The sequence below is a fragment of the Streptomyces sp. NPDC048434 genome, from assembly GCF_043200375.1.
In the GTDB taxonomy this organism is placed as follows: Bacteria; Actinomycetota; Actinomycetes; order Streptomycetales; family Streptomycetaceae; genus Streptomyces.
Map to the genome: position 1 here is coordinate 23,323 of NZ_JBICXQ010000027.1, position 21,472 is coordinate 44,794.

Below are 21,472 nucleotides of genomic sequence, written 5' to 3' on the forward strand. Positions count from 1 at the left end.
TTTCTCAGCCCCGTGCGGGGAAGGTGCGCGTGATCGTCTCTGCCAGCTGTCGTTCCGCGCCGCGCACATACAGGTGGGGGGCACCCGGGAACAGGTGCAGTTCGAAGTCGGCCGAGGTGTGCTTGCGCCAGTCGGCGAGCTCCGTCCCGTCGACGCTGTCGTCGTCCGAGCCGGCCAGAACGGTCAGGGGACAGGGCAGGGGTGCCTCGGCCCGGGGCGTGTACGTCTCGCACAGCGTCAGGTCAGCGCGCAGCAGCGGCAGCAGCAGCTCCTGCAACTCGGCATCCACGCCGTCGAATTCGGCTGTGGCGAGCAGCTTGTCGTCCGGCAGCGTGTGCCGCGGGTCGCGGTCCGGGAGGCCGGGGGCGCGCATGCCCGACAGGAACAGCCGGTCGGGTAGGCGCGTGCCGAGTGCACGTAGCCGCCGGGCCGCCTCGAAGGCGATCAGAGATCCCATGCTGTGCCCGAAGAAGGCGTACGGCAGGTCCGTGTGGTCCGCGATGAGCGGCGCGAGCGCGGCCACGGCCTCGTCCAGGGACGTCAGGGCCGGTTCGGCGAACCGGGCCTCCCGGCCGGGCAACCGGACCGTACAGACTTCGACGGTGTCCGGCAGGTACGCCGCCAGCTGGTAGGCGGAGGCGCCGGCTCCGGCGTGCGGGAAGACGAACAGGCGCCGCTGCGCGGTGAGTTCACGGCTGCCGAGCCCGCGCAGCCAGGCCGCTGCGAGGTCAGCGGCCGTCATCGTGACGCTCGCACGGAGCGCGGGGTCAGGTCGGTCCACACCTGCTCGATGTGGTCCAGGCACTCCTGGCGGGTGCCCTGCGCGCCGGTGGCAGTCCAGCCGGCGGGCAGGGCACGTTCGGCGAACCAGACCGAGTACTGCTCCTCGTGGTTCACCACGACGACGTACTGGTCCTCGGCGGGGCGCGGGGCGGGTGAGGTGCTCATGCGTCAGCCCCCCACCCCGGTGAAGAAGTCGCTCTCGCGGCGGCCCCGGCCCGCGGCGACGACCCGATCGTGCACCCACTTGCCGACGGCGAGGTCGAGTACGCCGAGTCCGAACGGCGAGAAGATCGCCGGGCGTCCGTGGTCCCGGCGCAGCCGCTCGCGCAGCAGGTCGCCGAGGGTGCCGTCGACGAAGTCCCGGTTGCCGGTGCGCTGTTCGGTCAGGTGCAGCGAGGTGCGCTCGCGTACGGCGTGGTCGACGTCGTCGGTGAAGTTCTGGGCGGCGAGGATCATCTCGGGGGCGAGGTCGCGCAGGGACAGGTGCAGGACCACCGGGTTGTGGGCCAGCAGCCGGGGGTCGTGCAGGTGCGGTTCGCCGGCCACGGTGGTCAGCACCACCAGGTCGCAGTCGGTGAACGCGTCCTCCACCGTGTCGGCCACCACGATCTCGGCCTCGGTGTGCTCGGCCATGACGACGCCGAAGCGGCTCGCCGCCGCCGGGTCGAGGTCGAAGAGCCGGAAGCCGTCGATCTCCCAGTCGAGATCACGCAGGAACCGCCATACGTGCTGGGCGATCAGACCCGTGCCCACGATGCCGACTCGGCGGGCACGGCGCGCGCCGAGCAGCGTCTGCGCGCCGAGCACCGCGGAGGCCGCGGTCCGCGTCGCCGAGACGATCGAGGACTCCATGCAGGCGAACGGGTAGCCGGTGACGCAGTCGTTGAGGATCAGCGTGGCCGAGGCGCGGGGGATTCCGTGCTGCGTGTTGTCCGGAAAGCTGGCGATCCACTTGTTGCCGGCGACCTCGAACTCGCCGCCCAGATAGGCGGGCAGGGAGATGATGCGCGACCGGTTCTGGTGCGGGAAGCGCAGGAACGAGCTGTGCGGGTTCGAGCTCTGTCCGGCGTCGTGCGCGAGGTAGGCGGCTCGGACGACCTCGATGAGCTCCGGACGGTGACGGTCCGTCTCGGCGGCGATATCGCCCGCGCCGATCACGGTCATGGGCGGTGGGGCCAGGGTGGACACGGGGTGGTTCTCCTTCAGCTGACGGACAGGGCTTCGACGCCGGCGGGCTGTACCTCTTCCGCGCGCAGCTGCTGGACCCACGTGGGGTCGTAGACGGTCTGGGCGTAGGCATGGCCGCGGTCGGCGGCGATGAAGGCGACCCGGGGACGGTGTGCGCCGGGACGGTGCCGAGCGAAGTAGTCCTGGACGGCGGCAAAGGTGCTGCCGGTCGAACCTCCGGCGTACAAGCCGTACTTGGCGACCAGGGCGCCGCAGGCCTCGACGGCGCGCACTTCGGAGACGATCTCGACCTGGTCGATCAGCGCCTGACCGCACAGCGGCGGCACGATGCTGGAGCCGATGCCGGGGATCCGCCGCTTCTTCGGCGGGCCACCGAAGATCACCGAGCCTTCGGTGTCAACAGCGACGACCACGCAGCCCGGGTACGTTTCCTTGACCCGGTGGGAGAGCCCGGCGATCGTGCCGCCCGTGCCCACGCCGACGAAGAGGTAATCGAGCGGGCCGGCCTGCGCGATCAACTCGTGCGCGGTGAAGCGGTAATGCGCGTCGCGGGCATCCGGATTGGCGTACTGGTTGGGCCAATAGGCCGAGTCGAGTTCGACCAGCAGTTCCTGCACCCGGGACAGCCGGGTCTTCAGGTAGCTGCCCGCCGCATCACGGACGGCAACCTTCTCGACCCGCCCGCACAGCAGCCGGAGTTGAGCCTCGGTGGCCTCGTTGCAGTTCGGATCGATGACCGGGACGAACGAAATGCCTAGCATTCGGCAGTAGAAAGCCAGGGCCAGCGCGAAATTGCCGGACGACGACTCGACCACCGTGGTGTCGTGCGCTATCTCCCCGCGACCGATTGCCTGTTCCAAAATCCACAGTGCCGAACGGTCTTTGGTACTTCCGGCGGGATTGCAGAATTCCAGCTTGGCGACGATGTCGAACCGCTCGTCCGCCAGGGGAATCAGCGGGGTTCCCGTGAGACCCCTGCGGATTTGCTTTGTCCGTTCGATCAGCAATTGATCAGCACGCCTGTGGAGCATGCGCCGAGTGTGGCACGGGGTCGATCGAGGTGGCTCAATCGCGACTCAAGCGCGGTGCGACAAAAGCCTGTCGGGGATAAGAGAGGGGCTGTTCAACCGTTCAACCGTCCACGACGGACGGGGCAGACGGCGGATCTCGGCCGGGGTGAGGTCCACGAGGTCGGGCTCGTCGCCTCCAGCTCCCCCTTGAGGAAGTAGGCGGACGCATCGGGCTTGGCGATACTCCGGCGGGCCTCCTGGTACACGGCTGCGTCCTTGCCGGCAGTACCTGATCGGCCCAGCTCGGTAGCATGCGACGCATGGCCATCAAACTTGAGAACGTCGGTATCGCTGTTCGCGACCTCGAAGCAACGATCTCCTTTTTCACCGACCTCGGCCTCACGGTCGTCGGCCGTGACACGGTCAGTGGTGAGTGGACCGACACTGCCGTCGGCCTTGATGGCAATCACGCCAAAATTGCGATGCTCCAGACTCCAGACGGTCACGGTCGCCTTGAGCTCTTCGAGTACATCCACCCCGAAGCGATCGAGTCGAAGCCCACTCGTCCCAATGAGATTGGCATGCATCGCGTCGCCTTCTCGGTCGACGACATCGATGAAGCCCTTGAGGTAGCCGCAAAGCACGGTTGCCGTCCGCTTCGCGGTGTGGCGACCTATGAGGACATCTACAAGCTCACGTACCTCCGCGGTCCCAGCGGCATCCTTGTGATGCTCGCCGAGGAGCTGAAGAAGAACTGACGGCCGATCGGGTCAATCAGCCTCGCGCCTACACGAGGCGAGCCCCCGTGGTGGTAGCCCCGAGCTATACACGATCCCGGCAAGGTCCTCCTGGACGGCGCCCTGGCGGTCGCACTCGGCGGTGACTGCCTCGCGGATGTCACGATGCTGCGGTGCGAGCCGGCCGTCTTCGGCCCGGTCGTCTCCGCCCCGACGGTCTTCCGCCTGATCGACGTCCTTACCGCCTCCCGCGAGAAGGCCCTGCAGGCCATCCGGTCCGCACGGTCCGAGGTACGTAACCGGGTCTGGTCGCCGGCGGGCAAACACGCTCCGCACGCCGGGGGACAGGTCGCGGTCGACCTCGACGGTGTCCTGGTGATCGCGCACTCCGACAAGGAGGACGCGGCCGCGACCTGGAAGATGACCTATGGCCATCGCCCCAGTGTGCTCGCGACCACTGACACCGCCCGCGGCGGCCCAGTAACGCCCATCTGGACCTGCCCCGGGCGGGCGGTGACCACCGGCGGGTGCTGGCGGTGCTGAGATTCCCGGAAGGAAACGGCTGACCCCGGGCGCTCGCCGAAGGCCCGGCCGACGCCGGGGCGGCGAAAAGGTTGGTGTGCGGGGCCGACGGAACCGGGTAATCTCTTTGTCATGTTCTTCCAGACACCGATTTACGAGTGAGAGCGTGACGGGCCCCTGCTGACGTCCTTCGACGTCGCCGCCCGTCCCCCACCGATGAATCCGTAGATCACTTCACATCATTACCGGGAGAACCCGTGACCGTGAGCAAGAACATCAACAACCCCGTGGGCATGGGCGGCGGCCAGCGCAAGAAGCTGTCCCGCGCCGAACGGCAGAACAACGGCCCGCACCGCAACCTCGACCGCCAGGGTGCAGCCGACCAGAAGGCGGAGCTGGTGCGCAAGATGCGCGAGAAGGCAGCCGCAGCTGAGGGCGCCGGGCAGGCGGGCGACGACACCGCACAGAGCTGACGCACCGCCGCCGCAGGGCGGCACCGCATGGGGCAGGGCCCGGACCGCGACGCGCGGTCCGGGCTCTGCTGCCGTACCGGGTGCGGCCGGTCCCGCTCAGCTCTCGGCCGACCAGCCGGGGCAGCCGCAGATCAGCAGCCCCGTCACCGTGTGGTCGCGGGTGGGCACCAGGGTGCCGTCCACGATGAGCACGGTGTCTTTGCGGAACCGCTTGCGGGGCTGGAGCGCGAGCAGAGGGCCGCGGTGGTTGATGACGCGGTCTGCTGCCGACTTCGACACCGCGAACAAGGGCCTCGGGTTCCCCCTGCGCGAACGCGGTGCGGCAGCGTTCAACCTGGTCGGCCACCTGCTCCATGAACCAGTGCGTGATCGCGTAGGGGATGACGTGCTCGTCGTGGCTGTGAAGGTGGATCGTCGGTTCCAGGTCTGGATCCTCGTCGGGGATGTATGCCGAAAGGAAGGCCCTGCCCGCCCGGTAGGTGACGGGGTTCGGGGGTTCGGCCTGCACGAGGACGGCTTCGCTCAGCTCCAGGCACCATGCGTCGTCGGACAAGGCGTAGTGGTGCTGGACACGTAGTGACGTCCGTCGTGTTCTCGCAGCTCAGGCATCACCGCAGGCTGCCACAGCTGTTCAGGCCGGAGTCGCGCCGATAGCGATCCGGGCCCCCAGGGCTGTACCCGTGCACTTCAACTCCGGTTACGGGACGACCCTTAGCCAAGGCCGGCATCATCCCGCCGCGCCCCAGGGGGCGAAGCAGTGGCAGTGTCCGGCGGCGCCAGAGGATGGTTTTTACGCGCTGCGGCACACCTGTGCCTCGATCATGCTGGAGGCGGGGGAGTCCGTGGTGGCTTCGGCGCGGTGGCTCGGTCACTCCTCGCCGGCTGTCACGCTCGGTTACTATGCCCACTTTATGCCGGAGGCAGTGAGTAAGGGGCGCACGGCCATCGACGGGCTGCTTGGAGGGGGACGGGGGAGCAGCGTGTCAGTCGGAACTCCCCAGATTCTCCCCAGGGTTGGTCGCCACGGTTCCCTGGGTTGCACCTAAATGAGGTTGGCTGTGGATCGTAAGGTAAGAGAGTCCTGGAGCCTTGGATAATGCTTAATGAAGTCGTGGCGACCCGCTATGTCACGCCCTTGCGTGAGGGTGGATCGCTCCCGGGGATCGTCGAGGCCGACGACCTCGGTACCTACATCATGAAATTCACCGGTGCCGGGCAGGGGCGGAAAACGCTCGTTGCCGAGGTCATCTGCGGAGAACTGGGTCGGCGGCTCGGGCTGCGGGTGCCGGATCTGGTGCAGATGCAGCTCGATCCCGTCATCGGGCTGGGCGAGCCGGACCAGGAGGTCCAGGAGCTGCTGAAGGCCAGCGGTGGGCTCAATCTGGGCATGGACTACCTCCCCGGGTCGCTGGGCTTCGATCCGCTCGCCTTCGAGGTGAGTGCCCGCGAGGCGGGCCGTGTGGTGTGGTTCGATGCGCTGATCAACAACGTCGACCGTTCCTGGCGCAATCCCAATCTGCTGGTCTGGCACGGCGAACTGTGGCTGATCGACCATGGCGCGGCGATGATCTGGCACCACAACTGGCCGAGTGCGGAGAAGGCTTCGGTCCGGCCGTACAACGCTTCCGACCATGTGCTGGCCACCTTCGGGCCGGATATCGCGGCGGCGGCCGAGGAGTTCGCGCCACAGGTCACCGAGGAGCTGCTGACCGGGATCGCGGCCGATGTGCCGGACGAATGGCTGGCCGACGAGCCCGGCTTCGACTCCCCGGACGCGCTGCGCCAGGCGTATGTCAGCACCCTGCTGGCCCGCGCCCGGACGATCAGCGATCAGATCACTCTTGGGGAGCCCACCGAGGACAAGCCCTCGCAGGCGCCGGAATGGCTGGCCGCCAGGCTGGTACGGAGGGCAGTGAAATGACCGGTCTGCACAATGGGCGCGATGTTTTCGAGTACGCCCTGCTGAAGGTCGTACCCCGGGTCGAGCGCGGCGAGATGATCAATGCCGGTGTGGTCGTGTACTGCCACGCCCGGCGCTTCGTCGAGGCCAGGACCTATCTGGACGAGGCCCGGCTGCTGGCCCTGGACCCCACGACCGACGTGGCCGGCGTGCGGGCCGCGCTCGGTGCCGTCGAGGGCATCTGCCAGGGCGGCGAGCGGGCCGGACAGGCGGCGGGGGAGGACCCGGGACGCCGTTTCCGCTGGCTGATGGCGCCGCGCAGCACCATCGTCCAGCCGGGACCGGTACACACCGGCCTGACCGCCGACCCCGCCGCCGAGGCCGAACGGCTGCTGGAGTTGCTGGTGCGCTGAGGTTCCGCGGGAGCGCCGTTCGGAGCGCCCGGTCCGCCTGGGGGCGGTCCGGGCGCTCTGGCGTGGGGCGCGATCACGCCGGGCTCCGGCCCGTCTCGCCGGTGAGGTGGGCAACGGCGCAGTGGTGGGGCGTTGACAGCGCGTTGCCGGGCTTCTAGCGTCAGCCCTGCTCAGGCTACTAAGCGGTTGCTCACCCACGGGATCGGTGCGGCGGACCGCTTGTCGAGGTTTCGAGGGTGAGGAGAACCCGCATGTCCACCACCGAGCAGCGCGTTGCCATCGTGACGGGCGCGGCCCGCGGTATCGGCGCGGCCACCGCCGTCCGCCTGGCCGCCGAGGGCCGCGCCGTCGCCGTACTCGACCTCGACGAGGCGGCCTGCAAGGACACCGTCGAGAAGATCACCAAGGCCGGGGGCAAGGCCATCGCGGTCGGCTGTGACGTCTCCGACGCCGAGCAGGTCGACGCGGCGGTCGCACGCGTCGCGTCCGAGCTCGGTGCGCCGACGGTCCTCGTCAACAACGCCGGTGTGCTCCGCGACAACCTGCTGTTCAAGATGAGCGAGCTCGACTGGGACACGGTCATGAACGTGCATCTGCGCGGTGCGTTCCTGATGTCCCGCGCCTGCCAGAAGCACATGGTGGACGCCAAGTTCGGCCGGATCGTGAACCTCTCCTCCAGCTCGGCGCTCGGCAACCGCGGCCAGGTCAACTACTCGGCGGCCAAGGCCGGTCTGCAGGGTTTCACCAAGACCCTCGCCATCGAGCTCGGCAAGTTCGGCGTCACCGCCAATGCCGTCGCCCCCGGCTTCATCGTCACTGACATGACCGCCTCCACCGCCGAGCGCGTCGGCATGGGCTTCGAGGAGTTCCAGGCCGCGGCCGCCACCCAGATCCCGGTGCAGCGCGTCGGGCGCCCCGAGGACATCGCCAACGCCATCGCCTTCTTCACCGGCGAGGCGGCCGGCTTCGTCTCCGGCCAGGTCATGTACGTCGCCGGCGGCCCGCTCAACTGACCGCCCCACCGACTCCAGGAGCACAGAACATGACCGAGCAGGACAGCGGACTCCCCGAGCTCACCGGCAAGGTGGCGCTGATCACCGGCGCCAGCCGCGGCATCGGCTACGGCATCGCCGAGGCCCTGGTGGCCCGCGGCGACCGGGTCGTCATCACCGGCCGCAACGAGGACGCCCTCAAGGAGGCCGCCGAGAAGCTGGGCGCCGACCGCGTGCTCGGCGTCGCCGGCAAGGCGCATGACGAGGCCCACCAGGCCGTCGCCGTCGAGCGCGCGATGGAGGCCTTCGGCCGCGTCGACTACCTCGTCAACAACGCCGGAACGAACCCGGTGTTCGGCCCCATCGCCGACCTCGACCTGGGGGTCGCGCGCAAGGTCTTCGAGACCAATGTCGTCTCGGCACTGGGCTTTGCGCAGCGCACCTGGCACGCATGGCAGAAGGACAACGGCGGCGCGATCGTCAACATCGCCTCGATCGCCGGCCTCGCGCCCTCGCCCTTCATCGGTGCGTACGGCATGAGCAAGGCCGCCATGGTGAACCTGACGCTGCAGCTGGCCCACGAGTTCGCGCCGGGTGTGCGGGTCAACTCCATCGCACCCGCGGTGGTCAAGACCAAGTTCGCGGCCGCGCTGTATGAGAACCGTGAGGAGGAGGCGGCGGCCGGCTACCCGATGGCGCGGCTCGGCGTCCCGGAGGACATCGGCGGGGCCGCGGCCTTCCTGCTGTCCGACGCCTCGGGCTGGATCACCGGCCAGACGCTGGTCGTGGACGGCGGTCTGTTCCTCAACGCCGGGGTCTGACGGCGCCGGGCGGGGCCCCGGGGGCCTTGCCTTGGTGTGCGCTCCAAGAGGCAGAGTCCGTGGTGCCGGTCCTCTCCAGGGCCGGCACCACGCGCGTCAGCGGACCTGCCAGGGAGACATGCCATGCACTACCGCACGCTCGGCGGTGATCAAGGGCCCCGCATCAGCGCCGTCTGCCTTGGGACGCTGCCCTTCGGCACCACCGTCGACGCACCGGCCTCGTTCGCCGTACTGGACCGCTTCGCCGACGCCGGCGGCACCTTCGTCGACACCGCGAACAACTACGCCTGCTGGGTCCCCGGCGCGAGCGGCGACGAGAGCGAACTGCTGGTCGGCCGCTGGCTGCGCAGCCGGGGCGCGGCCGGCCGCACCGTCCTGGCCACCAAGGTGGGCGCCCGCCCGGACCCGGCGCGGGGCGCCGAGTGGCCCGCCAATGCCGAAGGCCTGGGCGCCGGGGCCGTACGCGCCGGGATCGAGGGCAGCCTGCGCCGCCTGGGCACCGACCGGGTGGATCTCTACTACGCGCACCTCGACGACCGCGGCGTCCGGCTGGACGACACCGTCGAGGCGCTGGCCGGCCTCGTACGGGACGGCACCGTGGGCACCCTCGGGGCCAGCAATTACCGGACCTGGCGGCTCGCCGGGGCCCGGCAGACCGCCGCCGGGCGCGGACTGCCCGGCTTCCGCGCCGTACAACAGCGGCACACCTATCTGCGGCCACGCCGCGGCCTGCCCCAGGACCTACAGGTGGAGACCGACGAGGAGCTCCTCGACTACGCGGCGGCGCACCCCGATCTGACGCCGGTCGGCTATGGGACGCTGATGGCAGGTGCCTACTCCCGTGCGGACCGGCCGCTGCCGGAGCGCTACGACCATCCCGGTTCGGTGGCGCGGCTGCGGGTGCTGGCGGAGGTCGCGGCGGAGTGCGGGGCCACCGTGAACCAGGTGGTGCTCGCCTGGCTGATGGGCGGGCCGGTGCCGGTCGTGCCGGTGCTCGGTGTGAGTTCCGTGGCGCAGCTGGACGAAAGCCTGGCGGCGCTCGACCTGCGGCTGGACCCCGTCCAGCGTGCCCGGCTCGACACCGCCTGAGGCGGGCCGGCCGCCGGGTCAGGGCCGGGCCCTCGGCCCGCGGACGGCGTTGTCAGTGGTCGCCGGTAGGTTCTGTGAGTGAGAACGCAACGCACACCGGAGGTTGTTGACGTGGTGACCGACATGCTGCCCGAGTCCTGGCGCGGGGTCCTCGGCGAGGAGTTGGAGAAGCCCTATTTCAAGGAGCTCACCGACTTCGTCGAGCAGGAGCGGGCCGACGGGCCGGTCTATCCGCCCCGCGAGCAGGTCTTCGCGGCGCTGGAGGCGACGCCTTACGACCAGGTGAAGGTGCTCGTCCTGGGCCAGGACCCGTACCACGGTGCCGGCCAGGGCCACGGCCTGTGCTTCTCCGTGCAGCCCGGCGTCAAGACACCGCCGTCGCTGCGGAACATCTACAAGGAGATGAAGGAGGAGCTGGGCCACCCGATTCCGGACAACGGCTATCTGATGCCCTGGGCCCAGCAGGGTGTGCTGCTGCTGAACGCAGTCCTCACCGTCCGCGAGGCCGAGGCCAATTCGCACAAGGGCAAGGGATGGGAGAAGGTCACCGACGCGGTGATCCGTGCCGTGGCCTCCCGGCCCGACCCGGCGGTCTTCGTGCTGTGGGGGAATTACGCCAAGAAGAAGCTGCCGCTGATCGACGAGGAGCGGCATGCGGTGGTGCAGGGCGCGCACCCCTCCCCGCTGTCGGCGAAGAAGTTCTTCGGCTCCCGCCCCTTCACCCAGATCAACGCGGCGGTCGCCGCACAGGGCCATGCCCCGATCGACTGGCGCATCCCTGACCTGGGCTGAGCCGACGGGCCTGCCCGGCTGACCGGCGGAGCGCCCCCACCACCCGGTGCGTCGCGCACACCGCGCGCAGGTCCCGTCCGGCGGTTAGCGTCGGGGGAGCGGCAGTGGCCGTGGTGAGCGAAAACGGAGTGCGCGGTGGTGGACAAGCGGCGGGAGGCGACGTCCGAGGACGGGGTGCTGACCCGGATCGGCCAGGCGATCATGTTGCATCGCGCCGGCGACCGGGAAGAGGCACGCAACCGTCTCTCGGCGCTGTGGCACGAGATCGGGCCGCAGGGAGACGCCTTCCACCGCTGCACTCTCGCCCACTACATGGCCGACACCCAGGACGACCCCAGGGATGAACTCGACTGGGACCTCAGGGCCCTGGAGGCGGCCGAGGGCTTCGTCACCGAACGGCCCGGGAACACCGCCGTGCCGAAGGTCGCCGATGGCCCCGGCCCCCGCCACCCCCTCGTCGCCCTCCGGGCGTTCTTCCCCTCGCTGCATCTCAATATCGCGGCCGACTACGCCGCCCTGGACCGCACCGCCGATGCGCGGGCCCAGCTGCGGCGCGCACGGGTCTCGGTCAACGCCCTGGCCGACGGCGAATACCGCCAGGGGCTCCGGGACGCCATCGACCGGCTGCAGCTGCGGATCGACGGCGTCGCGGGCCACACCCCGTAGGCCGGCGCGCGGCCGAGGTCAGCCCCGCAGCATCCCGTCGAGCAGCTCCGTGCAGGACGTGCGCAGCGCGTCGCGGTCGGGGACGGCCGCATGGAACTGTCCCGCGGTACAGGAGAAGAGCACCCCGTCGCACCACGCGACCATGCTGAGCGCATGCCGCTCGGGCTCGGCGGAGCCGGCCGCCGCCAGCATCGCCACCATCGGCTCCCGGAAGGCCTGCCCCGCCCGGTCGTAGACCGCCCGCAGCTCGGGCCTGCGGGTGGCTTCCAGGGCCAGTTCGTAACGGGCGATGAGCAGATGGCGGTGCCGGGACAGATAGCGGTGCAGCGCCAGGGAGAGCGCCTCGGCGACCGCCGCCACGGCATCGTCCGGCCGTGGCGCGGCCCCTGCCACCGGGGCCCTGGGCATCTCACGCGGTGTCAGCACCGCCGCCTCCCGCTCGGCCAGCCGCCGTACCGCCGTCTCCAGCAGGGCCGCCCGGGTGCGGGCGAGATTCGACGTGGAGCCCTGCGGCAGCCCGGCCGCCTCGTCCACCGCCCGGTGGGTCAGCCCGCGCATCCCGCGCTCGGCGAGCAGGGTCAGCGCCGCATCGGCGATCAGTTCACGGCGAGGGGCGGGCGCCGGGGCGCGGCCGCTGCGGGGGTTCATGCAGGGAGCCTAACGCGGCGACTACAGGTGTAGTGTGAGCAAGGGTAACTACATCTGTAGTCACACCGGGGCCGGGGAGACATGATGAGGCAGCGCACCGCGCTCGTGATCGGCGGCGGCATCGGCGGGCTCACCGCGGCGGCGGCACTGGACCGCCGCGGCTGGTCGGTCACCGTCCTGGAACGCGCCACCGCACCGGCGCCGGACTCCTCATCCGGACACCCGGCAAGGAGCGGCGCGGGCATCGCCCTTGCCCCCAACGCGCAGCGCGCCCTGGACACCCTGGACGCGGGCGACGCCGTACGGGCCATGGCCGCCTGTCAGACCACCGGAGAGATCCGCCTTCCCGGCGGCCGCCGACTGGCCCGTACGGACAATGCCGCGGCCGTCCGGCGCTTCGGCGGCCCGGTCGCGGTCGCCCACCGCGCCGAGGTGATGGCCCTGCTCGCGGCCCGGCTGCCCGACGGCGCGGTTCGCACCGGAACCACGGCCGTGCTCGTCGACCCGGGCGACCCGGGAGCGGAGGACCGCCCGGCGCGCGTACGGATCGAAGCAACGGCGGAGGGCGAAGGAACGGCGGAAGTGGGCGAGGAGCTCACCGCGGACCTCGTCGTCGCCGCCGACGGCATCCACTCCGCCGTCCGCCGCGCGCTCTTCCCCGGCCACCCCGCACCCCGCTACGCCGGCTTCACCGCCTGGCGCCTGGTCGTACCCGCCCCCGAAGGCCTCCACGGGGCGCACGAGACCTGGGGTCCCGGCAGCCTGTGGGGCACCGTGCCGCTGCCCGGCGGGCGGATCTACGCCTATGCCACCGCGGCCGTGCCGCCGGGCGGCCGGGCCGCCGACGACGAACGGGCCGAACTGCTGCGCCGCTTCGGCAATTGGCACCACCCCGTTCCCGCCCTCCTCGCCGCGGCGGACCCGGCCGCGGTGCTCCGTAACGACGTGTACACCGCTGCCGCCCCGCCGCCCGCCTTCCACCGGGGCCGGGTCGCCCTGCTCGGCGACGCCGTCCACCCGATGACGCCGAACCTCGGACAGGGCGGCTGCCAGGCCATCGAGGACGCCGTGGTGCTGGCGCATCTGGCCGCACCGGATGCCGGTCTGTCCGCCGCGCTCACCGCGTACACCCGGGAGCGGCTGCCGCACACCATGGACGTGGTGCGCCGTGCCGAGCGGATCGGCCGGCTCACCACCTGGCGCTCCCGGCCGGCCTGCGCGCTGCGCGCCGCCCTGATGGCCGTCACCGCCCGCCTCGCACCGGATCTGGTGCTGCGGCCCTTGGACGGGATCGCCGACTGGCGGCCGCCGACCGGCACGTATGCTTCCGGCACGCGAGACACCAGGGCCGCGGTACAACCCAAGGAGCACGAGTGAAGGTCGGCTGCATCGGACTCGGCGACATCGCCCAGAAGGCGTATCTCCCCGTACTGGGCACACAACCCGGACTCGAACTGCATCTGCACACCCGCACCCCGGCCACCCTCGAACGCGTCGGCGCCACCCACCGGCTGACCGGGGCACAGCTCCACACGGACCTGGACTCGCTGCTCGCCACCGGCCTGGACGCCGCGTTCGTGCACGCCGCCACCGCCGCCCACCCCGAGATCGTGACCCGGCTGATCGAGGCCGGCGTACCGACCTATGTCGACAAGCCGCTCTCCTACGAACTCGCCACCTCCCAGCGCATCGTCGCGCTCGCCGAGGACCGCGGAGTGGGCCTCACCGTCGGCTTCAACCGCCGCTACGCGCCCGCCTACACCCAGTGCCGTGAGCACGCCCGCGATCTGATCCTGATGCAGAAGAACCGCATCGGACTGCCCGAGGACCCGCGCACGCTCGTGCTGGACGACTTCATCCACATCGTGGACACCCTGCGGTTCCTCGCCCCCGGCGAGATCGACCACATCGATGTGCGCGCCAGGATCCGCGACGGGCTGATGCAGCATGTGGTGCTGCAGCTCTCCGGCGACGGCTTCACCGCCCTCGGCACCATGAACCGCCTGAGCGGCTCCACGGAGGAGATCCTCGACGTCTCCGGTCAGGACACCAAGCGCCAGGTCGTCAATCTCGCCGAGGTCATCGACCACAAGGGGCAGCCGAGCATCCGGCGTCGCGGCGACTGGGTGCCGGTCGCCCGGCAGCGCGGCATCGAGCAGATCGTCCTGGCGTTCCTGGACGACGTACGGGCCGGCCGGCAGCCGTCCGCCGAGGACGCACTGCGCACCCATGAACTGTGCGAACGGGTGGTCACCGACGCGCTCGCGCAGGCCGACCGCTGACCGCCCGCAGCCCCGCGTACCCGCCGGCGAGTGCCAGCGCGGCCATCGCCCCGTACACCGCCCAGTCACCGAACCGGGTGTACGGGCTGGTGCCCTCGGTCAGCGGCAGGTCGTAGACGGCCGCCGCGCTGCGGTCGGTGCCGAGCCGCTCGCCGATCTGCTCACCCCGTGGGCCGTACACCGCACTGATACCGGTGAGCGTGGCATGCACCATGGGCCGCCAGGTCTCCGCGGCGCGCAGCGCGGCCAGCGACGCATGCTGCGCCGGCGCCCAGCTGTCCTGGAAGGTCGAGGTCGAGGACTGGGCGACCAGCACCCGCGCACCGTCGCGCGCCAGATGGCGGCTCATGTCGGGGAAGGCGGTCTCGAAGCACACCAGCGGCCCGATGCGCAGTCCGCCCGCGGCGGCGACCGGCATCACCACCTGGCCGGTGCCGCGCACCCGGTCGCTCGTGGCCGCCTTGCCCACCCGCGTCGCCCAGCCCAGCACGGACCGGAACGGTATGTATTCGCCGAAGGGCACCAGCCGCATCTTGGCGTAGCGGTCCCCGGTCGGTCCGTCCGGCCCGATCAGCACCGCGCTCTTGGAGATGCCCGGCTGTTCGGCGTGCGCGGAGTCGGCGTTGACCAGCAGCTCGGCGCCGGTCTGCCGGGAGAGGGCGGCGAGGCGGGCGGCGAGCGCCGGGTGGTCCGCCGGATCCTTGTAGAGGCTGCTCTCGCCCCAGACGATCAGGCGCACCCCACGGCCCGCCAGCGACCGGGTGAGGACCTCGCTGCGGGCCAGGCGTGCTGAGGGGGTGCCGGTCGGGCCCGGCTGGACGACGGCGACCCGCACCGTACCGGTGGTGCGGGGGAGTGGTGCCCAGAACCAGGCCGCGGTGCCCGCCAAGGCGCACACCAGCAGCCCGGCGACGGCGGGCAGCCGTGCCGCCGGGCGGGTGATCAGCTCGGCCACCGCGGTGTTCACCGCCACAATCAGCAGGCTCAGCAGCCACACCCCGCCGACCGATGCCAGCCGCAGTGCGGGCGGCAGCTGCCACTGGCTGGCCCCGAGCAGCCCCCAGGGGCCGCCCAAGTACTCCCAGGAACGGACCAGTTCGACCATCAGCCAGCCCGACGGCACCAGCACCAGCGCGGCGGCGTACCGCCCGCCCGTCGCCCGCCACCGCCCTTCGCCGGCGTCCTCCCCGGGCTTCGTCCGGGGGGACCCCTCTCGCACCGCCGTGCTCGCCGTGGGCGCGCCCCCCAGCAGCGCACGCACCAGCACCCCCCAGGGCGCCCACAGCGCACCGAGCAGCAGGGCGAGCACGAGGATGAAGACATGCAGGTTCGGCAGCAGCCACTGGTGGACGGCCAGGATGAAGCCGGTGCCGCCCAGCCAGCCGTCCAGCGCCGCCCGCCGGCAGGTCGGCGCGGACCGCACCAGCAGCAGCCACGGCACCAGGGCGACATACGCCAGCCACCACCACGACGGCGCGGGAAAGGTGAGGGCCGGCACCGCGCCGGCGAGCACGGCGGCCACGCCCCGTGCCCAGGGGGAGCCGAGCCACTGCGCCCGACGGCCGGGCGGTCTGTCCATGCGGCCTCCCTGATGCCGGTTTCGGCCGGTCGGAGGGCCAGTGTGCGCGGCTGGGCCGATCAAGGAAAGGGGGGTCGCCGCAACAGCCGAACCGGGCGGCGACGGGCGGCGGGGGCGGTCAGTCACCGGCGGACCGCACCTCGCGCCACTTCTCGTGGACGACGACCCCGGTCAGCCGCCAGCCGTCGGCGGTGCGCCGGGCGGCGAACTCATAGCGCCCGGCGCAGGTGTAGTTGGGGGCGGTCGGGCCGCCGTCGGCATCGGTCGCGGTGCCGGCGAGCCGCATCGGGTTGAGGTAGTCGGCCTGGACCGTGGCCGTGTCGCCGGGGGCACCGTCGTGGCGGGCGAGGGTGATACGGCGGTTGACGATCAGATGCTGCCGTATGGCGAAGTGCCGCAGCGTCCCGGCGAGCCAGGCCGCGATCTCCTCCGTGCCGCCCTCGATGCCGCCGGCGGAGCGGTAGTCGGCCCGGCCGTCCGGGGCGAACAGGTCCCGGTAGCCGGGCCAGTCGCCGTCGTCCACGGCGATGGCGTACTCGGTGATCAGATCGTCGAGGGCGAGGCGGTCCATGACAGTGGAGTGTTCCGCGCGCTGCGTCATCGCATCAGTTTTCGGCATCCGGAAGGCCCCCGCCAAGAGGCAGGGGCCTTCCGGCGCGGCGTCAGTTCACCAGCGCCGACTCCGGCACGGTATCCGGGCCGGCATCCGTGCTCCGGGCCTCCTGCGCGGCTTGCCGCCGCTCCTCCGAGTCGGTGAACTGCGTCCGGTACAGCTCCGCGTAGCGCCCGTCGGCGGCCAGCAGCGTCTCGTGCGTCCCGCGCTCCGCGATCTGTCCGCCCTCGACGACCAGGATCAGATCAGCGGCCCTCACGGTCGACAGCCGGTGGGCGATGACCAGTGCGGTACGGCCGTCCAGCGCCTCGGTGAGCGCCTCCTGCACCGCCGCCTCGGACGTGTTGTCCAGATGGGCGGTGGCCTCGTCCAGGATCACCACCCGGGGGTGGGCGAGCAGCAGCCGGGCGATGGTCAGCCGCTGCCGTTCGCCGCCCGAAAGGCGGTAGCCCCGCTCGCCGACGACGGTGTCCAGACCGTCGGGGAGCCCGGCGATCAGGTCTTCCAGACGCGCCCGGCGCAGCGCGTCCCACAGCTCCTCCTCGGTCGCCTCCGGCTTGGCCAGCAGCAGGTTCTCGCGGATCGACTCATGGAAGAGGTGTCCGTCCTGGGTGACCATCCCGAGGACGTCGCGCAGCGAGGCGGCGGTCAGATCCCGGACATCCACCCCGGACAGCCGGACCGCACCGGCGTCGGTGTCGTACAGCCGCGGCAGCAGCTGGGCCACGGTCGACTTGCCGGCGCCCGAGGAGCCGACCAGGGCGACCATCTGGCCCGGTTCGGCACGGAAGGAGATGCCGTGCAGGACCTCTTCGCCGCCCCGGGTGTCGAGGGTGGCGACCTCCTCCAGGGACGCCAGCGAGACCTTGTCGGCGGACGGGTAGCCGAAGCGGACGGAGTCGAACTCCACGGACACCGGGCCCTCGGGGACGGCGCGGGCATCCGGCTTCTCGGTGATCAACGGCTTGAGGTCGAGCACCTCGAAGACCCGCTCAAAGCTGACCAGCGCGCTCATCACCTCGATGTGGGCGCCCGACAGCGCGGTCAGCGGGGCGTAGAGCCGGGTGAGCAGCAGGGCCAGCGAGACGATCGCGCCGGGCTCCAGCTGTCCGCGCAGGGCGAGGAACCCGCCCAGGCCGTAGACGACGGCCAGCGCCAGGGCGGAGACCAGCGTGAGGGCGGTGACGAAGTACGTCTGGACCATGGCCGAACGGACCCCGATGTCGCGCACCCGGCGGGCCCGGGCGGCGAATTCGGCGGACTCCCGCACCGGGCGGCCCATCAGCTTGACGAGGGTGGCGCCCGGCGCGGAGAACCGCTCGGTCATCTGGGTGCCCATCGCCGCGTTGTGGTCGGCGCCCTCCCGGCGCAGATCCGCCAGCCGCCGGCCGACCCGGCGGGCGGGCAGCACGAACACCGGCAGCAGTACCAGTGCGATCAGGGTGATCTGCCAGGACAGACTGAGCATCACCACGAGGGTGAGCAGCAGCGTCACGATATTGCTGACGACCCCGGACAGGGTGTCGCTGAAGGCCCGCTGGGCGCCGATCACATCGTTGTTCAGCCGGCTGACCAGCGCTCCGGTGCGGGTGCGGGTGAAGAAGGCGATCGGCATCCGCTGGACGTGGTCGTACACGGTCGTCCGCAGATCCAGGATCAGCCCCTCCCCGATGCTCGCCGACAGCCAGCGGGTCAGCAGCCCCAGCCCCGCCTCGGCGACCGCGATCACGGCGATCAGCCCGGACAGTTCGATGACGATGGACGCCGAGTCGCCGCCCACGATCGCGTCCACCACCCGGCCGGCGAGCAGCGGGGTGGCCACCGCCAGCATCGCGGTCACCGTGCTCAGCACGAGGAACCACACCAGGTGGCGGCGGTGCGGGCGGGCAAATGCCGTGATGCGGCGCAGGGTGCCGCGGGAGAAGCGGCGCCTGCCCTGCTGAGCGGTCATGCTGCTGTGCAGCGCATGCCAGGCGGTGACTTCCATGTCCATCGTGGCCTCCTGTGTGCCGGGGTCGTCACGGGATCGCCGTGAGTGCCCGGCGACATACAAGGAACGTAGGACCTCAACCAATGTTGAGGTCAAGCGATTCCGGCGCGATCACCCGCCCGGGCGTGCGGGGCACCGTCCGCACCACCCGTCGCGCGACGAAGACCGGGCGGCGGAGAGGCCATGGCTGTGGCGAGGAAGGGGCGCACCGATCTCCCGCCGTACGGCCGTATCGGCGGCATCCTGGCGGTCGTCGAGGCCAACGCGGCCCGGACGGGCGGACGTTACCCGAGCGGCCCGGGACCCGCCCTGGAGGCCGTGCTGCGCGCCGACGGCCGCGTGGCGTGTCCGGCGGCCCGGGATCTGCCGTTCGTCCGACCGGCGACCGGCGACCGGCGACCGGTCACCGGCCCGGCCGGTGACCGCGGCCTACGGCCCGGGTCGTACGGCGCTCAGGCTCCGGGCTCGTCCTGGAGCGGACGCTCCCAGGTCACGGGCCGCTCAGCGCTGCCCGGGCAGGCCACGGTCAGCCGTATCACCGGCCGACGCCCGGGGAGTGGGGCGGTGAGGTCCACGGCGATCTCCACGCGGGTCGGCTGCGGCTGTGCCGACGCCGAGGCGGTCACTGCCGCCAGCGCCTCGCCGAGCGCGGCCAGCAGCTCGCGGGCGCTGATGTCGTCGACCCGGGTATCGACCGGGCCGGTGAACTGGACCGACGGGCGGGTGCCGAGCGCCGCGGTGGCCGTGCCGGCCTTCCGCAGCACGCGGGTGCGCAGCCCGGCCGGCGCCTCGGGCGGTCCCTGCTGCAGCGCGATGATCGCCGTTCTGATCTCCTGGATCGTGGCGTCCAGCTCGTCGACCGCCCGGCCCACCCCTTCCTGTACCTCCGGTACCAGGGCCTTGCGCCGGGCGGTCTCCAGCAGCATCCCGGTGGCGAACAGCCGCTGAATGACCAGATCGTGCAGATCGCGGGCGATGCGGTCGCGGTCCTCGAAGACGGCCAGCCGCTCGCGGTCACGGTGTCGGTCGGCCAGGACGAGCGCCACCGCGGCCTGGGCGGCGAACTGTGTCCCCAGGGTCCGTTCGGTGTGGCTGAAGCGGCGGTCGTCGGACATCCGGCACAGCGCCAGGGCGCCCAGCACCCGCCCGTTGCTGCGCAGCGGCAGCAGCATCGTCGGGCCGTAGTGGCGCGATATCGGGGAGATCGAGCGGGGGTCGTCGGCGAAGTCGTCGGAGAAGACCGCGAGCCCGGCGTATATCTGGTGGACGACCGGGCTCTCCGGCGGGATTCTGCCGCGGTGCGCCTCGGTCCGTACGGCCTCGGACAGCACGGTGGAGATCGCCACGACCTCCATACCGCCCCCGGCGTGCGGCAGCAGGACCGCTCCGGTCGCCGCCTCGGCCAGCTCCCGGCCCTTCTCAGCGACGACGGTGAGGGCGTTCGTGGTCGTCGAGCCGGTCTCGGGTCCGGCCAGCAGCGCCGTGGTGACGGATGCCGCCCCGTCGATCCAGCGTCTGCGCTGCCGGGCGGCGGAGTGCATCCGGGCGTTGCTCAGGGCGATGCCGGCCTCGGTGGCCAGCACCCGCACCAACTGCAGATCCGCGTCGCTGAACTCCTCGCCGTCGCCGTCACCCTTCCCCGTGACGTACAGCGTGCCGAACACCTCCCCCTGCACCCGGACCGGCACCTCAAGAGAGCCCCCGGCGGGCGGCTCACCCGCGGGGGAGGAGCCGTGGGTGATCGGCTCGCCGGGGCCGTCGCCGTCCTCGTGGCGGAGGCTGACGACGGCGTGGCGCGCACCGGTGAGGGAGGCGGCGGTCTCGGCGATACGTCCCAGCGCGCGGGGCAGATCGTGGTCGGAGCCGACCGCCACCATCGCCTCCAGCAGCTGCGGAAGCCGGGCGATCGGCCCACCGGCCAGCTCGCGCAGGCTCTGCGCGGTGCGCTCGGGGAGATCTCCTGCAGGGTCCGACGGCTTCAGGGCACACCTCACACTTTCGGGCGGTCCGGACAGTCTAATTCGCCCGAAAGGGTGTTATTGGGCGCCCCCCCGGGTGGGGTCCGACCGAGGTATCCGGGAGGCGGTCGGCGGGCCGGGCACTCCAGGGCACCCCGGCGCGCCGCAGCGGCCGACTCGCCGACGACGACATCGAGGCCGTGGTCGGCTGTGCGCCGGCCCGCCGGGGAGCAAGCCCGCGGCTACCTATCTCGGCCACGCGCGCAAGGGGCGACTTTGAGACAACCTGAAGCTCTGGCGTGCGCCGGGACTTTGAGGGCGCGGGCTGCGGGTAAGCCGTAGGCAACTACGGGTACAGCAGCAGAAACACAGGGGCACAGACGACACACCACGGCACTACCGACGACCCGGAAACGGGCCGACCCGCCCGGATCGCGCCGGGCGCCCCCCACACCTTCCGAACATCTCCGCCGCAGACGCGTGGCCATATCCCGCGCCTCGGCACGAAAGTGGGCCGGGTCGATGGATGAAGGTCAGTACTACCCGAGACTCGTGGGGCCCAGCCGCGCGGCGGGCGGCACGACCGTACTGGAACTCCGCGGTGAGCTGGACATTCTCGCCGTGTCGGTGCTGTCCGACCAGCTGGACGAAATCACCGGCACCCAGGGCACCGACCTCGTGGTCGACGTGCGGGCGGTCACGTTCATCGACTGCGCCGGACTGTCCCTGCTCAGCCGCGCCCGCTACCGGACGCGGCAGCGGGGCGGCCGGCTGCGGCTGACCGGTGTCTCCGGCGGCGGGAGCGTCGCGCGACTGCTGCGGATGACCGGGCTGACCGGCACCTTCGAGATCGTGTCCGACGAGACCGGCGGCGACGACGCGGACGGCGCCGCCGGATCGGCCGGGCTCACGGACACCGCCGGCACCGCCGTCGCCTGACCGGCGCTCCCGCGCCGCCTGCCGCGCGCCTCGCAGGCGCCGCACGACTGCACCCCGCCCACCGGCCCGGCGGCAGG

The 21,472-nt window shown here is 71.5% G+C and carries 21 protein-coding genes and 2 pseudogenes; 13 read left to right on the top strand and 10 right to left on the bottom strand.

Translation table 11 applies throughout. From position 1 onward, the window contains the following. Nucleotides 1-4: 4 nt before the first annotated feature. The 4 genes from ACGFWI_RS28465 to sbnA are packed head-to-tail and all read right to left on the bottom strand — an operon-like array spanning nt 5 to nt 3,002. The gene (locus tag ACGFWI_RS28465) at nt 5-742 is read right to left on the bottom strand and encodes a thioesterase II family protein (protein WP_393908895.1); all 738 of its coding nucleotides are present in this window, start codon (nt 740-742) and stop codon (nt 5-7) included. Further along, nucleotides 739-948 carry an MbtH family protein gene (locus ACGFWI_RS28470; RefSeq protein WP_393908896.1) on the bottom strand — a complete coding sequence of 70 codons (210 nt, stop codon included), beginning with the start codon at nt 946-948 and terminating at the stop codon, nt 739-741. Before ACGFWI_RS28470 ends, ACGFWI_RS28465 begins: the two co-directional genes overlap by 4 nt. Nucleotides 949-951: 3 nt before the next feature. Next, nucleotides 952-1,947 carry a 2,3-diaminopropionate biosynthesis protein SbnB gene (gene sbnB / locus ACGFWI_RS28475; RefSeq protein WP_393909006.1) on the bottom strand — a complete coding sequence of 332 codons (996 nt, stop codon included), beginning with the start codon at nt 1,945-1,947 and terminating at the stop codon, nt 952-954. A 38-nt stretch (nt 1,948-1,985) separates the two neighbouring features. After that, entirely contained in the window at nt 1,986-3,002 is a 1,017-nt protein-coding gene (gene sbnA, locus ACGFWI_RS28480) for a 2,3-diaminopropionate biosynthesis protein SbnA (RefSeq protein WP_393908897.1), read from the bottom strand. Between the two features lie 299 nt (nt 3,003-3,301). On the opposite strand from sbnA, the gene ACGFWI_RS28485 reads away from it, so the two are divergent. The 3 genes and pseudogenes from ACGFWI_RS28485 (at nt 3,302) to ACGFWI_RS28495 (ending at nt 4,713) form a co-directional block, all read left to right on the top strand. Then, a complete protein-coding gene (locus tag ACGFWI_RS28485) occupies nt 3,302-3,739 on the top strand; it encodes a VOC family protein (protein ID WP_393908898.1) in 438 nt (145 codons plus the stop codon). A 57-nt stretch (nt 3,740-3,796) separates the two neighbouring features. Continuing rightward, nucleotides 3,797-4,210 (top strand): annotated as a pseudogene (locus tag ACGFWI_RS28490) (transposase); the annotation flags it as partial. A 287-nt stretch (nt 4,211-4,497) separates the two neighbouring features. After that, nucleotides 4,498-4,713 carry a DUF6243 family protein gene (locus ACGFWI_RS28495; protein WP_393908899.1) on the top strand — a complete coding sequence of 72 codons (216 nt, stop codon included), beginning with the start codon at nt 4,498-4,500 and terminating at the stop codon, nt 4,711-4,713. A 144-nt stretch (nt 4,714-4,857) separates the two neighbouring features. On the opposite strand, the pseudogene ACGFWI_RS28500 reads toward ACGFWI_RS28495, so the two are convergent. Further along, nucleotides 4,858-5,004, bottom strand: a pseudogene (locus ACGFWI_RS28500) (IS5/IS1182 family transposase); the annotation flags it as partial. A gap of 805 nt (nt 5,005-5,809) precedes the next feature. Here ACGFWI_RS28500 and ACGFWI_RS28505 point away from each other — a divergent pair. From ACGFWI_RS28505 to ACGFWI_RS28535, 7 genes are all read left to right on the top strand, one after another. Next, nucleotides 5,810-6,634, top strand: a complete 825-nt coding sequence (locus ACGFWI_RS28505) for a HipA family kinase (protein ID WP_393908900.1) — start codon at nt 5,810-5,812, stop codon at nt 6,632-6,634. Next, nucleotides 6,631-7,026, top strand: a complete 396-nt coding sequence (locus ACGFWI_RS28510; protein WP_393908901.1) for a DUF3037 domain-containing protein — start codon at nt 6,631-6,633, stop codon at nt 7,024-7,026. Before ACGFWI_RS28505 ends, ACGFWI_RS28510 begins: the two co-directional genes overlap by 4 nt. A gap of 251 nt (nt 7,027-7,277) precedes the next feature. Continuing rightward, nucleotides 7,278-8,039 carry a 3-oxoacyl-ACP reductase FabG gene (gene fabG / locus ACGFWI_RS28515; RefSeq protein ID WP_393908902.1) on the top strand — a complete coding sequence of 254 codons (762 nt, stop codon included), beginning with the start codon at nt 7,278-7,280 and terminating at the stop codon, nt 8,037-8,039. 29 nt (nt 8,040-8,068) lie between these two features. After that, nucleotides 8,069-8,839 (top strand): SDR family oxidoreductase, encoded by a 771-nt coding sequence (locus ACGFWI_RS28520; protein WP_393908903.1) that lies wholly within the window; start codon nt 8,069-8,071, stop codon nt 8,837-8,839. 123 nt (nt 8,840-8,962) lie between these two features. Then, on the top strand, nt 8,963-9,928 hold the full coding sequence (locus tag ACGFWI_RS28525; RefSeq protein ID WP_393908904.1) for an aldo/keto reductase: 966 nt from the start codon (nt 8,963-8,965) through the stop codon (nt 9,926-9,928). A gap of 123 nt (nt 9,929-10,051) precedes the next feature. Continuing rightward, complete coding sequence (locus ACGFWI_RS28530) at nt 10,052-10,720, top strand: uracil-DNA glycosylase (RefSeq protein WP_393909007.1); 669 nt, start codon at nt 10,052-10,054, stop codon at nt 10,718-10,720. A 138-nt stretch (nt 10,721-10,858) separates the two neighbouring features. Continuing rightward, a complete protein-coding gene (locus tag ACGFWI_RS28535; protein WP_393909008.1) occupies nt 10,859-11,386 on the top strand; it encodes a hypothetical protein in 528 nt (175 codons plus the stop codon). Between the two features lie 18 nt (nt 11,387-11,404). Here the strand turns inward: ACGFWI_RS28535 and ACGFWI_RS28540 are convergent, their stop codons facing one another. After that, a complete protein-coding gene (locus ACGFWI_RS28540) occupies nt 11,405-12,034 on the bottom strand; it encodes a TetR/AcrR family transcriptional regulator (protein WP_393908905.1) in 630 nt (209 codons plus the stop codon). Nucleotides 12,035-12,118: 84 nt separating this feature from the next. On the opposite strand from ACGFWI_RS28540, the gene ACGFWI_RS28545 reads away from it, so the two are divergent. Then, on the top strand, nt 12,119-13,411 hold the full coding sequence (locus ACGFWI_RS28545; protein ID WP_393908906.1) for an FAD-dependent oxidoreductase: 1,293 nt from the start codon (nt 12,119-12,121) through the stop codon (nt 13,409-13,411). Continuing rightward, on the top strand, nt 13,408-14,316 hold the full coding sequence (locus ACGFWI_RS28550; RefSeq protein ID WP_393908907.1) for a Gfo/Idh/MocA family protein: 909 nt from the start codon (nt 13,408-13,410) through the stop codon (nt 14,314-14,316). Before ACGFWI_RS28545 ends, ACGFWI_RS28550 begins: the two co-directional genes overlap by 4 nt. Here the strand turns inward: ACGFWI_RS28550 and lnt are convergent. The 4 genes from lnt to ACGFWI_RS28570 form a co-directional block, all read right to left on the bottom strand. Further along, the gene (gene lnt, locus ACGFWI_RS28555) at nt 14,285-15,895 is read right to left on the bottom strand and encodes an apolipoprotein N-acyltransferase (protein WP_393908908.1); all 1,611 of its coding nucleotides are present in this window, start codon (nt 15,893-15,895) and stop codon (nt 14,285-14,287) included. The two genes, ACGFWI_RS28550 and lnt, sit on opposite strands and share 32 nt — an antisense overlap. 118 nt (nt 15,896-16,013) lie before the next feature. Then, the gene (locus ACGFWI_RS28560) at nt 16,014-16,496 is read right to left on the bottom strand and encodes a nuclear transport factor 2 family protein (protein WP_393908909.1); all 483 of its coding nucleotides are present in this window, start codon (nt 16,494-16,496) and stop codon (nt 16,014-16,016) included. Between the two features lie 61 nt (nt 16,497-16,557). After that, nucleotides 16,558-18,501, bottom strand: coding sequence for an ABC transporter ATP-binding protein (locus ACGFWI_RS28565; RefSeq protein ID WP_393908910.1), 1,944 nt, complete (start codon nt 18,499-18,501; stop codon nt 16,558-16,560). A 449-nt stretch (nt 18,502-18,950) separates the two neighbouring features. Continuing rightward, nucleotides 18,951-20,492: a GAF domain-containing protein gene (locus tag ACGFWI_RS28570; protein WP_393908911.1), complete on the bottom strand. Its 1,542-nt coding sequence runs from the start codon at nt 20,490-20,492 to the stop codon at nt 18,951-18,953. Between the two features lie 486 nt (nt 20,493-20,978). On the opposite strand from ACGFWI_RS28570, the gene ACGFWI_RS28575 reads away from it, so the two are divergent. Continuing rightward, nucleotides 20,979-21,395, top strand: a complete 417-nt coding sequence (locus ACGFWI_RS28575) for an STAS domain-containing protein (RefSeq protein WP_393908912.1) — start codon at nt 20,979-20,981, stop codon at nt 21,393-21,395. The last annotated feature ends 77 nt before the right edge of the window (nt 21,396-21,472 follow it).